This window comes from Streptomyces sp. NBC_00299 (assembly GCF_036173045.1).
GTDB lineage: Bacteria > Actinomycetota > Actinomycetes > Streptomycetales > Streptomycetaceae > Streptomyces > Streptomyces machairae.
The window spans coordinates 4403925-4417094 of sequence record NZ_CP108039.1 but is presented as its reverse complement, the minus strand read 5'-3'; the positions used below and the strand labels follow the sequence as shown (position 1 = coordinate 4417094).

The 13170-nt window shown below is 69.6% G+C and carries 9 protein-coding genes; 6 read left to right on the top strand and 3 right to left on the bottom strand.

What is annotated here, in order from left to right; translation table 11 throughout:
- Positions 1-123: 123 nt before the first annotated feature.
- Positions 124-1182, bottom strand: coding sequence for a Dam family site-specific DNA-(adenine-N6)-methyltransferase (locus OHT51_RS19325; protein ID WP_328884375.1), 1059 nt, complete (start codon positions 1180-1182; stop codon positions 124-126).
- A 30-nt stretch (positions 1183-1212) separates the two neighbouring features.
- Here OHT51_RS19325 and OHT51_RS19320 point away from each other — a divergent pair, with 30 nt between their 5' ends.
- The 5 genes from OHT51_RS19320 to OHT51_RS19300 all read left to right on the top strand — a co-directional run bounded on the left by OHT51_RS19320 (position 1213) and on the right by OHT51_RS19300 (position 9357).
- Positions 1213-1443 (top strand): helix-turn-helix domain-containing protein, encoded by a 231-nt coding sequence (locus OHT51_RS19320; RefSeq protein ID WP_328880181.1) that lies wholly within the window; start codon positions 1213-1215, stop codon positions 1441-1443.
- Positions 1443-2324, top strand: a complete 882-nt coding sequence (locus OHT51_RS19315; protein WP_328880180.1) for a DUF7687 domain-containing protein — start codon at positions 1443-1445, stop codon at positions 2322-2324. Before OHT51_RS19320 ends, OHT51_RS19315 begins: the two co-directional genes overlap by 1 nt.
- A gap of 604 nt (positions 2325-2928) precedes the next feature.
- Positions 2929-4323 carry a Tat pathway signal sequence domain protein gene (locus OHT51_RS19310; protein ID WP_328880179.1) on the top strand — a complete coding sequence of 465 codons (1395 nt, stop codon included), beginning with the start codon at positions 2929-2931 and terminating at the stop codon, positions 4321-4323.
- Between the two features lie 216 nt (positions 4324-4539).
- Positions 4540-5436, top strand: a complete 897-nt coding sequence (locus OHT51_RS19305) for a glycosyltransferase family 2 protein (RefSeq protein ID WP_328880178.1) — start codon at positions 4540-4542, stop codon at positions 5434-5436.
- Between the two features lie 435 nt (positions 5437-5871).
- Complete coding sequence (locus OHT51_RS19300) at positions 5872-9357, top strand: BTAD domain-containing putative transcriptional regulator (protein WP_328880177.1); 3486 nt, start codon at positions 5872-5874, stop codon at positions 9355-9357.
- Here the strand turns inward: OHT51_RS19300 and OHT51_RS19295 are convergent, their stop codons facing one another.
- Positions 9358-11061: a bifunctional 3'-5' exonuclease/DNA polymerase gene (locus OHT51_RS19295; protein WP_328880176.1), complete on the bottom strand. Its 1704-nt coding sequence runs from the start codon at positions 11059-11061 to the stop codon at positions 9358-9360.
- Between the two features lie 57 nt (positions 11062-11118).
- Positions 11119-11895 (bottom strand): Clp protease N-terminal domain-containing protein, encoded by a 777-nt coding sequence (locus tag OHT51_RS19290; protein WP_328880175.1) that lies wholly within the window; start codon positions 11893-11895, stop codon positions 11119-11121.
- 124 nt (positions 11896-12019) lie between these two features.
- Here OHT51_RS19290 and OHT51_RS19285 point away from each other — a divergent pair, with 124 nt between their 5' ends.
- Positions 12020-13165: a DUF2786 domain-containing protein gene (locus tag OHT51_RS19285; protein WP_328880174.1), complete on the top strand. Its 1146-nt coding sequence runs from the start codon at positions 12020-12022 to the stop codon at positions 13163-13165.
- The last annotated feature ends 5 nt before the right edge of the window (positions 13166-13170 follow it).

Sequence of the window (13170 nt, the reverse complement as noted above, 5' to 3'; positions counted from 1 at the left end):
GGGCGTTGCTCTTCGATGGCACCGTTCAGGCTCCCGGGGAATTGCCAGAGAATACGTTGAGTAGCGGGCTTTTCTCGGTTTCCGTGGCCGAAATCCGCGAAGAGCGGTATCAGGGTGCCCGAATTATGAATCAGTTTCGCCGTTAGACTGCGCCGCGCGCCAGGCGGCAATGATTTCTGGCCGAATCCGACCTCGCGCAGAAACCTCCAACCCAACTCCGCGAGCCCATGCGCGGACCTCCGAAGGCTTGGGGGTAGCTTCCTCTTGCTGCAGACTAAAAAGCGCCAAATCCTCATCCTCGGACGCCCCGGCGTCAACGAGGGAAGTCGCCTTTTCTCGCATAGGGAGGCTGCATTCGTAGTTAGTGAAAACCAAGTCCCAGCTACCTCGGCTCTGGGATTGCAAATTGATGTCCCTACGTGTAGCCATGCGAGCAACGTGGAAGTCCGAGAAGATTTCCAAGGCGAGCGGAGTGTCACTGTTCGTCATGGTTACGTGAACTCCCCGACTACTGGCCTCCAGCATGGCAGAAGCGAGTCGCCTCTGATCCTCCTCGCCGAACTGACCAGCCGTGTATCGTTTGAAGTCAGAGAATTGGCTTAGAGGGATGTAGGGAGGGTCAAGGTACACCCAGTCTCCGGACGTCGCCTCTTTTAGTGCCACCTCGAAGTCGCGATGTTGAATTTCCGCGGACTGAAGGGCGGCGGAGGCGGCGAGCAGCGTTGACCGATTGTAATACGGGCGGTCATACGCGCCGTAGGGAACGTTGAAACCACCTTTTCTATTCACTCGCCAGAGTCCACGAAAACCGGTCTTGTTGAGATAGATGACGCGAGCCGCGCGGTCGAAATCCGAAAGATCTTCGGGGGATTTTGAGCGCTCCGCATTGTAGAATTCGCGGTTATTTGGCATTTCGTCAAGAAGAGCCATGATTTTCTCAGGATCTTTAGCCACTTGCTGAAAGCAGATGACCAATTCAGGGTTCGCGTCAGACAGTGATGAATCCGCATGGCCCAGCTCAAAAAAGAGGGCTGCGCTTCCCATGAATGGTTCGAAGTAGCGACCGTATGACGGTGGGGCGATTGCGGCCAGCTGATCGGCGTACCTGGTCTTCCCGCCGGCCCACTTGAGGAAGGACTTGCCCTCACCCTGCTGATTGCTACTCATAGTCTGTAGACCCATCGTCGTCACGGCGGGCAGTCTACAGGTTTTGTGGATGATCGTGCGGTCTTGGTCAAGTTCGGCCTGCGGGTGAGAGAGCTCCGCGAGGCGAGGGGATTATCACAGGAGGGCCTCGCTGAACTTGCAGGATTGCACCGCACATACATCGGAAGTGTGGAACGCGGCGAGCGAAATGTCAGCCTGGTCAACATCCACCGGCTTGCGCGCGCACTAAACGTAGCTCCTGCGGAGCTGCTACTGCATAGTGAAGGCGGAAGCTGATGAAGCGAGAGCCTGGATTTGCTGCGGCGCGATGGGATGACCCGTTCTGGCACGTAGTGCGAATGCTGGCGGACCAATCGGCAACGCAGCGCGGCAGGTACGCGTCGGCGATCGAACCTCCTGAAATCATGTCGGTTCTTCGCTCGGTCGGAACCCCCGCTGCCGGAGGTATGATCAGCTACCTAAAAAATCATGATGGGGTTCTGGATCGCCTTTCGGCCTATTGGAGTAAGCGCAGGGCGGTTGCCGACTCGCTTCTAGATCTGATGCGAACCGAGGAGCAGGCGAAGGCAGAATATGCCAGCGTTTCCGATCAGGTCCTGCAGAGCTATGGCGTTAAACTCGAAGGTTATCATAAGTCATCCAAGGCGCTCGTCAATACCGTAGATGCTATTGTTTACCGAGAGTGTCGTAAGACCGGTGTGCCTGTAGACACGAACCCGCAAAGCAGGGCCGCGCTGGTTTCGGACGAGTATATCTGGGTGTCTCCACGGCGTCTTGATGGTGCAATGCCTGATCTCCTTAATCCCGTCGCAATCTGGGAGATCAAGGAATACTGGGGAAAGACCGGCGGCGGTTCGAAGATGTCAGACGCCATTTATGAATTGCATCTAGTAGGGCTCGAACTCCGTATGTTCGAGGATGAGTTCAACATCCACGTTAACCACTATGCAATTATTGATGGCAAGGATCAGTGGAACAGCAGGAAGTCGGACATCCGGCGCGCGGTCGACTTGCTATACTCCGGAATTTTGGATGAGCTTGTTGTTGGGCGAGAGGTCCTAACGGAGTGGCCGCGCATCGTTTCGGAATGCAGCGCACTTGTGGCCTCCTCCGAGGAGGCTCGCAATTTGGGTGATTCTCCTACCTCTCTGTTCTGAATGGGCGACGCGGGGCTTCAGGCCATGTCACGGCGGGCGTCAGTGCTGCGTGAGCGCTGCGTGAGCGGATTGGGCGGCACCAGGTTGGACCAGCCGTCACGTCGATCAAGGTCGCGGGCCTCTGATCTGCGGAAATGGGATTGAGTGGCACTGCCCAGCACCACCCGTCACGATCATGCAGGCCCTCGTAATGCGTAGGTCTCGGGTTCGAATCCCGAAGGCGGCTCTGAAAAAGGCCAGGTCACGTAGCCCGCGACCTGGCCTTTGTGTTGCTCGGGGTACGCGTCGCGCGCCCGGGGTGCCGCGTGGAAGCTTGCGTCAGCGATGCGCGAGCAGAGAAGCAGGGGCGCCTCAGTTGAGGTACTTCCTCCGTCCGCCTTCCGGACCCTCTTCGGGAGGCCCTCGTCCTTCCATGCCGCGCGACCATGAACGAGGCGCGATCGCTGATGACGGCCTCCTCAACTGCTGTCCCTCTCCCGTCTGTTGACCCACCCCACCCGCCCCACCAGAATGACCACGCACTCATGAGAGCGCTCTCAAAGACGGCCAAGGGAGACCCATGAACGGCGTGGACGGCGTGAATGGTCTGAACGGCATGAACAGAATGAACAGCACAAACAGCGTGATCGGCAGCACCGGCAGCCAAGCACCGGACTTCAGCCGTCGCGGCCTCCTCGGAGCCGGCCTCGGAGCTGTGCTGCTCACCGCGGCCGGAGCGGGCACTGCTCACGCCGCCGCGCCCGCCGCTCAAGGCAGGGCCAAAGCCTTCCTCACCGCCGCCATGGACGCCCACCCCGACCACGGCCCCACCCGCCTCGCCCAGAGCTACACCGACCAGGCGGGCCTCTTCAGCACCGCCTTCACCTACGACAACGCCCTCGCGATCCTCGCCCTCCTCGCCGCCCGCACCGCCGACGGGCGGGAGCGTGCCGTCGTGCTCGGGGATGCGCTGCTGTACGCCCAGCAGCACGACCCGGTGCACGATGACGGCCGGCTCCGGCAGGGGTACAACGTCGGGCCGTACACCTTCTACGACGGCTCGCGGCAGCCGGACGGGTTCGTGCGGGCGGACGGGTCCGTCAATGTCGGGACGCAGTTCGGGTTCACGGGCACGGCCGTGGGGGACATGGCGTGGGCCGGGATCGCGCTCAGCGCGCTTGCGCGGCGGACGGGGGAGCGGCGGTTCCTGGGCGGTGCCGTGCGGATCGGGGAGTGGATCGAGCGGAACGGGCGTACCGATGAACCGCTCGGGGGATACAAGTTCGGGGTCAACGGCGCCGACGAGAAGTTGCCCTTCACCTCCACCGAGCACAACACCGACCTCCTCTGCCTCTTCGGCCGGCTCGCCCGGCTCACGGGGGAGAGGGTGTGGCTGGCTCGGCGGGCGCGTGCCGAGGGCTTCGTGATGAGGATGTGGGAGCCGGACGGAGGGTTCTTCTACACCGGCACCAATGACGGGGTGACCGTCAACAAGTCGCCGCTCCCCGAGGACACCCAGACCTGGACCCACCTCGCCCTCGACTCCCGCGCCCACGCCCGTTCGCTGGACTGGGCGGCGCGCGAACTGGCCGTCCTCGACCACGCCGGGCGGCGCAACAGCACGGTGCCGGCGGGGCAGTCGTACGACGGTGTCACCTTCAGTTCCGCAAGCCTCCTCGCGAACGAGGACGCCCCGATCGCCGACTCCCAGCCCAGGCCCGACCGCAACGGCGTCTGGTTCGAGGGGACCGCTCATCTCGCGCTCGCCCTGCGGGAACGGCGCCGGCGCGGTGACGAGGCGCGTGCGCGGCGGCTGCTCGACTCCATCGAGCGGGCTCAGGATCTGCTCGGCGGGGGTCAGACCGTCGGTGGCCGGGCGCTTCCCGAGCGGGCGGGCGTCGTGTCGGCCAGCAGTCCGCTCGACACGGGGTTCGGGTTCGGGTACTACCCGTATCGGCACGTGGGGGCGACCGCCTGGTACTTGATGGCGGCCACGCGTTCCAACCCGTTGCGGGTCTGAGCCGGCCCTCGCCCCGAGGCGCGAGGCACGGAGCACGAGGCCCGTAGACGGACGCCGGTCTCCGGTCGCAGACCACCTGGTTGTACGGCGGCCTGGAGCGTAGCCGTCGTACGTAGCCCGCCGATCGCCCTGCGAGAAGGAGAAATTGAGACGTCCTTACCGTGAACCACTAGCATCTCGGCGGTAATCGCAGCCGGGACGAGGTGAGGGCAGGGTATGACGGAGCCGAGGATCGCTGTCGCCGTGGTGACCATGGGGAACCGCCCCGCCGAGGTCGACGCGCTGCTCGAGTCCGTGGCCAAGCAGGACCTCGCCCCCGCACGGATCGTCGTCGTCGGCAACGGATGCCCGCTGCCCGAGTTCGCCGCACGGCTGGGGCTGCCCGGTGAGTTCACGCCGATCGAACTCGACGAGAACCTCGGCTGCCCGGGCGGACGGAACGCGGCCCTCGCCCGGTTGCGCGACTTCGGGGACGTCGACGTCGTGGTCGAGCTGGACGACGACGGACTCCTCGTCGACGTCGGCGTGCTGCGGCGGGTGCGTGACCTGTACGCCGCCGACGACCGGCTCGGCATCGTCGGCTTCCGCATCGCCGACGAGCACGGCGAGACACAGCAGCGGCACGTGCCCAGGATCGGCAAGTCGGATCCGCTGCGGGGCGGATACGTCACCGGGTTCCTCGGCGGCGGGCACGCACTGCGTATGGCGATGCTCGCCGAGACGGGGGACTGGCCCGCCGAGTTCTTCTTCGCCCATGAGGAGACGGACCTGGCCTGGCGGGCCGTCGACGCGGGCTGGCGCATCCTCTACGCGCCCGAACTCCTCCTCCAGCATCCGAAGACCTCGCCCGCCCGGCACGCCATCTACTACCGGGTGAACGCCCGCAACCGGGTCTGGCTGACCCGCCGCCGACTGCCCCTCGCGCTGATTCCCGTGCATCTCGGGCTGTGGGTGCTCCTCACCCTCGTACGCAACCGCTCGTCGCCCGCCGGCCTGCGCGCCTGGTTCGGCGGCTTCCTGGAGGGCGTACGGGAACCTGCCGGTGAGCGGCGGCCCATGGGGTGGCGCACGGTGTGGCGGCTCTGCCGGCTGGGACGGCCGCCGGTCATCTGAGAGCCAACCCCAAGGGGGGCGACATGGCCACAGCGGGCCGGGGAGGGGAGGCGATGGGAGGGGATGGGGACGCGGGTCCCGGTCGTTCACCTCCGCCGACCGGGACCCGCATACGTCCCCGAATCCGGCCGCGGCGGCGACACTCCCCCGAGTTACGCGTCGTACGCGCGCACCGTCGGGCCAGATCCGATGAAGTGATCACATCAGGCCACACCAACAGGTCGCTAACATGTGGCCAACGATGCTCCGTTTCCGCGTCGTTCAGTTGGCGCAAAGTCGACGGACGGTGACGGGAGACGACCTGGATGGAACGTTTCGTGGCCGAGTAGCGTCGTGAAGGGTGTGGCGGGAAACCGTCGTACATGGGTTGTGCATGGGTTGCACACAGGTCAGACACCAGGGCGCGGGCCCGTCGCGTGGGAAGGCAGTGGCGGCGTGAAGCGGTACGGGCTGCGGTTCGGACTGCTGGGGCCGGCCGTCGTGTTCGAGGCCGGGACGGACGACGGCTCTTCCGGGTCCTACGGTGGCCGCAGCCCCGACGACGCCCCGGCGAGCGAGTCACACCGCCCCGACCGTCCCGACCCCGCCGACCGTCCCGACCGCGCCGTCCGGACCATCCGCAGCCCCAAGGTGCGGGCCCTGCTCGCCACCCTGCTGCTCGAAGGCGGCCGGGTCGTCTCCGTCGAGTCGCTGACGGACGTGCTGTGGGGCGGCGCACCGCCCCCGTCGGCGCGGGCCTCGCTGCACAACCACGTGGCCCGGCTACGGCGACTGCTCGACGACCCCGAACGGCTGCGGGCGGTGCCGCCCGGCTATGTCCTGCGCGTCGACGAGGGCGAACTGGACGTCGACGTCTTCGTGACCGGCGTCGCCGCGGCCCGCGTCGCCCATGCCGGCCGGGACTGGCAGCGCACCCTGCGCGAGAGCACGGCAGCGCTCGCACTGTGGCGCGGTACGCCCCTGGCCGGCCTACCCGCCGAGGTGGGCGGTTACGCGCTCGTCCAGCGCCTGGCGGAGGCGCGGCTCCTGCTCCTGGAGTGGCGCTACGACGCCGAGCTGAGCGTGGGCGGGTCACGCGTCGACGCCCTGGTACCCGAGCTCGCGGCCTTGGCCGCCGAGCATCCCCTACGGGAGTCCTTCCACCGTCACCTGATGCTCGCCCTGCACCGCACGGGCCGCCGGGCCGAGGCTCTGGCCGTGCATCGTGATCTGCGCATGCGGCTGATCGAGGAGCTGGGGGTGGAGCCGGGGGTGGGGGTTCGGGCGGCGCATGTGGAGGTGCTGCGTGGGAGGTCGGAGGGGGGAGCCGGAGGGACTGGGGGTTCGCTGCGAGGGTGTTCGGACGTGGGGATCGGGCGGGAGCCGGGTGGGGGCGGTGACGTAGTGCGCGGGGCCGTCGGTTCTGTCGTTGCCAACGACGGCGACGTCGCCCACGGTGCCGCGAACCCTGACGCTACGCGCGAAGACGACGCCGTCCGGCGACCTGCGCCGGCCGATGCCCTCCCTGAGGAGGACACTCCGGCCGGCCCACCTCGACCACCCCGCCCCGCCCAACTTCCCCCACCGCCAGCCCACTTCACCGGCCGCACTGCCGTACTCACCAACCTGCGCAGCACCCTCGCCCCAGTGGCCATCCCCACTCCAGCCCGGCCCTCCGCCATCACCGTCGCCGTCATCAGCGGCATGCCCGGTGTCGGCAAAAGTGCCCTCGCGCTGGAAGCCGCGCACGGGCTGGCGAATCGTTTCCCCGACGGCCAGCTCTACGTCAACCTGCACGGCGCCACCCCCGGCATGCCGCCACTCACCCCCGGCCAGGCCCTCACCGCACTCCTGCGCGACCTCGGCGCCGACCCCCGTTCCATCCCCGAACACCCGGACGCGGCGGCCGCGTTGCTGCGCTCGCTGCTCGCACCGACCCGCACGCTCATGCTTCTGGACGACGCCGCGAACGCCGCCCAGGTACGCCCGCTGCTCCCGGGGGGCCCGGGCTGCGCGGTGATCGTCACCAGCCGCTCCCCGCTGACGGCCCTGGACGGCGTCCGCCGCTTCCCGCTCACGCCCCTCACCGCCGAGGAGAGCGCGGCACTGCTGCGCGCGGCTTCGGGGCGGGACGGCTTCTGCGGCGGCGGGGGCGGCTCCCGCCAGGCCGGCGCCGGCAGCCCACCCGGCAGCGGGCCCCAAGCCCGCACCCCCGAGGGCCAAAACTCAACCCTCGACCCCCAAGCGCTCGCCCCCGAGGGTCAAGCCCTCACCCCCACCAGCCCCCCAACCCCCACCCACCCCCTGATCACCCTGACCGGCGGCCTCCCGCTGGCCCTCCGCGTCGTCGCGGCCCGGCTCGCCGCCCGCAGTGCGCTCACCCCCGACATGCTGGCCGCGCAACTGGCCGACGCCGAGAGCCGGTTGCACCACCTGGAGTACGACGACCTGAGCGTCCGCCGCTCCCTCGCCGTCGCCCATGACGCCCTCGCCGCCTCCGGACGTGAGGCCGACCGGGACGCGGCACTCGCCCTGCGCCGCATCGGTGCTCTCGACCTGCCCGCGTACGGCGCACCGTTGCTGGCCCACCTGACCGGCACCGACGAGCGCCGCGCCGAAGCCGCCCTCGACCGACTCGTCGACGTGGCCCTCCTGGAGGAGACGGCGTACGGCCGCTACGCCCCCCACGACCTGGTGCGCGACTTCGCCCGCGAACTCGCCGCCGCCGGCGCAGGCGTCGGCGCCGAGGGCGAAGTCGACGTCACCGAGACCGCCCTGCGCTGGTACGCCGCCGTAGCCGAACGCACCCTCACCGCCATCGTCGAACCCGGCCTCGACCAGGACGACCGCCGCCGCCCGACCCCGACCCAACCGCCGGAGCACACGACGACCGTGGCCACGGTGCCCCCCTTCCCCGGCCCCCAAGCCGCTTTCGCCTGGGGCGACTCGGAACTGGAGAACATCGTCGCGCTGGTGGAGCAGCACGGCGGCGGCGACAGCGACAAGCACGACGCCACCGCCACCGCCACCGCTACCGCCGCCACCGCCCCCGCTCCCAGTAAGGGCCTCTCCACCCTCATCCGCCTCCTCTTCCCCTACCTCCAACGCAGTGGCCACGTAGCCGAAATGGAGGCGCTGGGCCGGACCGCACTCCGCCTCGCGACGCGGCTCGGGGACGACGCGGCCGAGGCATACGCGCTGGGCGACCTCGCCGGTCTGCACTTCCTGACCGGCCGCCACACCGAGGCCCTCCACCTCAACGACCGCGCCCTGGCGATCTGGCGGCGTCTCGAAGTCGTCTCCTGGACGCGCCGTTGCCTCAACAACCGAGGCCTGCTGCTCGAAGGGCTCGGCCGATACGAGGAGTCGGGGGAGGCGCTGCGGCAGAGCCTGGAGTACTCAAGGCAGTTGAGCGACCCGCACGGCGAGGCGGTGACCTACAGCCACCTCGGCAACCTGTACGAGCACACCGACCCCCGGGCCGCCATCGAGCAGCACCGCCGCTCACTCGCCATCGGCGACGAGATCGGCAACGTCATCGTGCAGCACTCGGCCCACTGCAACATCGGCTACGCCCACCTCGCCCTCGGCGAACCGGCGGCAGCCGCCGCCCACTTCGAGGAGAGCCTGCGCATCCTCGGCGGCCACGGCGACTGGCACGGCGAGTCCCAGACCCGTCTCGGCCTGGTCCGCGCCCTGCGCCTCCTCGGTCACACCGACCGCGCCACCCACGCCTGCGCGGAACTCCTCACCCGGGCCGACGCCCGAGCCGACCGCTACATGGGCGGCCTGGCCCGGCACCAGTACGGTCTGCTGCTGCGGGAACTGAGCCGCATCCAGGCCGCGCAAGCCGAGTGGCGCACGGCTCTCGACCTGCTGGACGGCACCGACGAGAAGGCGGTCGTCCAGGAGCTCCGCCGCCTGCTGGAGGACGCCAGGTGATCACTTCGCATCGGCATAGCACTCCACCACCGCCGTGGTGAACGGAAACCGCACCGGCGTATCCCCGAACGTCAGCCGCCCCGCCAGCTCGGCCGCCTCACGGATCGCCGTCACGACCGTCTCGGCCTCTGCCTCGGGACAGTGCACGATCACCTCGTCGTGCTGGAAGAAGACCAGTTCCGCCGCCATGCCCGCGCAGGCCCGCCGCAGCGCAGCGAGCAGCAGCAGGGTCCAGTCCGCGGCGCTGCCCTGGACGACGAAGTTGCGGGCGAAGCGGCCCCGGGCGCGGGCGTTGGTGGAGGCGTAGCCCCGCCCCCACTCCTGTGGGCCGGAGCCCTCGGCGGGTTCGTCCGGCGCGTCCGGCACCGGAATGCCGGCCTCCTCGGCGGCGTCGTCCGTCGCCCCGGCCGCCGGCGGACAGGTCCGCCCCAGCCACGTCCGCACGAGCCGCCCCTCCTCACCGGCCCGCGCCGCGTCGTCGACGTAGGCCACCGCCTTGGGGAAACGGCGTCTGAGCGCGGCGAGGTTCTTGAGCCCGTCTCCGGAGGTCTGGCCGTACACGGCACCCAGCACGGCGAGCTTGGCCTGGGCGCGGTCGCCGGAGAAGGCGCGGTCCGACACCGACTGGTAGAGGTCGGACTCCCGTCCCGCGACCTCCATCAGCCCGGGGTCACGGGAGATCGCGGCGAGCACCCGCGGTTCCATCTGGTCGGCGTCCGCCACCACGAGCCGCCAGCCGGGGTCGGCCACCACGGCCCGCCGGATGATCTTCGGAATCTGCAGTCCGCCCCCGCCGTTGGTCACCCACCGCCCGGTCACCGTCCCGCCCGCGAGGAACTCCGGTCTGAACCGCCCGTCGCGCACCCAGTCCTGCAGCCAGGACCAGCCGTGGGCCACCCAGATCCGGTACAGCTTCTTGTACTCGACCAGCGGCTTCACCGCCGGATGGTCGAGGGACTCGATCTCCCAGCGACGGGTCGATCTGACCTTGATCCCGGCCTGCGCGAAGGCCTTGATGACGTCCGCGGGCAGATCGGGCCGCACCCGGCGCCCGAAGGCCGCGGACACCTCGTCGGCCAGCTCGGCCAGCCGCCGCGGCTCCCCGCCCCCGGCATACCGCTCACCGAGCAGCTCGTGCAGCACCCGGCGGTGGACCTCGGCGCTCCACGGCAGCCCGGCCCGGTTCATCTCGGCGGCGACCAGCATCCCCGCCGACTCGGCCGCGGTCAGTAGCCGCATCCGCTCCGGATGCCCGGCCTTGTCGTGCCGGCGCTGCTGGTCGGCGTACACCTCGACGAGGTCGGCGAGCGGCACATGGACCGCCTGCGGCTCGAAGAGGGAGGACTGGGAGCCGGGTTCGGCGGACCGCTGGGGAGGGTCGGGCGGCACGGGGCGCCGGCGCAGCCGGGCAAGGGCCGCGGCGGCGGATCTCGGCTCCCCGGACCGCCCCTCGTGGCCCAGGAGGAGGGTCTCGGCGTCCTCGATGTCGTAGCACCGCTCCACTCGCACCCCCGTGGCGAGCAGGCGCGGATAGACCTCGGCGGTGGACCGCCACACCCACCGCGCGACGTCGGGCCGCCCCCGCACGGCCTGAGCCAGGTCCGCCTCCCGGCGCACCGGCCCCGCGGGCAGCCCGTCCGGACCGAGGGGGGCGACCTCAACGCCGCCGTCCTCGGCCGGAGCGAGCGCCCACCGGTCGGTCATGCTGCGAGTGTGGCACCCGGGTCTGACAACGGCCTCAGCCCTGAGCCTTCGCCCGCCTCAGCCCCGCGCCTCGCCCGCCTCGTCCTGCTCGCGGGCCTCCTTGCTCGTCTGCTCACCGCTCTGCAGGAACTGCGAGAGCAGCTCGACGACGTAGTTCTCCACCGCCTGCTTGGTGAGGCCGAGGCCGGACAGGACGCCGGTGCCGTTCTCGAACTCCAGCAGGGCCAGCAGCATGTGCTCGGTGCCGACGTAGTTGTGGCCGAGACGCAGAGCTTCGCGGAACGTCAGCTCCAGCACCTTCTTGGCGTCGGAGCCGTAGGGGACGAGCTCGGGCACCTCGTCGACGGCGGGCGGCAGGGCCGCGGTGGCGGCCTGGCGCACGGAGTCCAGGAGCACGCCCTGCGCCGTGATCGCCTTCGCGGCCAGGCCGTCGGGGTCGGCCAGCAGGCCGAGGACCAGGTGCTCGGGCCGGCCCTCGGAATTGCGGGCCGCGATGGACTCGTTGTGGGCGGCGACCACCGCACCCCGGGCACGCGGCGTGTAGCGGCCGAAGCCCTGCTGCGGGTCGAGGTCGATGGACTCCTTCGGCACGAACCGCTTCTGCGCGGCCTGCCGGGTGACGCCCATGCTCTTGCCGATGTCGGTCCAGGAGGCGCCCGATCGCCGGGCCTGGTCCACGAAATGGCCGATCAGGTGGTCGGCCACTTCGCCGAGGTGATCGCCGGCGATCACCGCGTCCTGGAGCTGGTCGAGGGGTTCCTGGTGGACCTTCTTGATGGCCGCGATGAGTTCGTCGAGACGGACGGAAGACGTGATGGTCGGTTTCGTCGACATGTGTCAACCGTAGGTTGACACTCAGGGGGTGTCAACCCGTGGTTGACATCAGGCGATCCGGGGTCTGCGGGTCTTCCCCGGCGGCCCCGCCTGCCCGACGCCCGCCCCGTGGCACCATCGCCAGGTGAGCAGTACGAACAGTTCGAGCGCCGCACCCGGCCCCGTCGACCGGGCCTTCGAGCACGCCCTCTACGCCGACACCGACACCGCCCTCGACACCGGCGCCTCCCTCCTCGCCGCCGACCCCGCCTCGGACGCCGAACTCGCCAGGCGCGGCAAGGAGTTCGTCGCGGCGGCCTGGCGGCGCGGCTGGCAGCCCGCCGATGTCGTACGGCTCGTGCGGCGCGAACTGGAGGACGTACACGTACGGCTGCTCTCGGCGCTGATCCACGCGCAGCAGCCGTACGACCGCCCCCGCGGCCCCCGCTGGAACGCCCAGCTCGAGGACCTGCCCGCCGAGACCCCGCCCCGCGCCGACCGCTTCTCGCACGCGAGCGCCGTCCTGGAGCTGTACCGCCTCCTGCTGCGCCTGCCCGCGCTGGAGCCCCTCGACGAACCGGCCGGGGCGGCCGGGCCGACCGCGCGGCGCCCCGGCTCCGAGTCCCGCATGCTCACCCGCATCCGCGCACTGCTCGCGAAGGCGGAGGCGACCGGGTTCCCGGAGGAGGCGGAGGCGCTCAGCGCCAAGGCGCAGGAGTTGATGGCCCGGTACAGCATCGACGAGGCGCTGCTCGCGACGCGTACGCAGGGCACGAAGGACGCCCCCGGCGCTTGCCGGATCGGCGTGGAACCGCCGTACGAACAGGCGAAGGCGGTCCTGCTGGACGCGGTGGCGACCGCCAACCACTGCCGAGCCGTGTGGAACGAACCCTTCGCCTTCTCCACGGTCGTCGGCTTCGAGGCCGACCTGGAGGTGGTCGAGCTGCTCTACACCTCGCTCCTCGTGCAGGCCCAGACGGCGATGACGAAGGCGGAGGCGGCCCAGCGGGCGGGCGGCCGCAAGCGGACCAAGACCTTCCGGCAGTCCTTCCTGGCGGCGTACGCCCACCGCATCGGCACCCGCCTGACGGTGGCTGCGCAGACGCAGGTGACCCCGGACCTGCTTCCCGTCCTCGCCACCCGCGAAGTGGCGGTCACCGATCGCCTGGACCGCATGTTCCCGGAGACGACCACGACCCGGGTGCGCGGCGTCAGCGACGAGGCGGGCTGGGTGGAGGGTTCGCGGGCGGCCGACCGGGCACAGGTGGCTCCCCGCCGGCCGCTGCGCTGAACCGC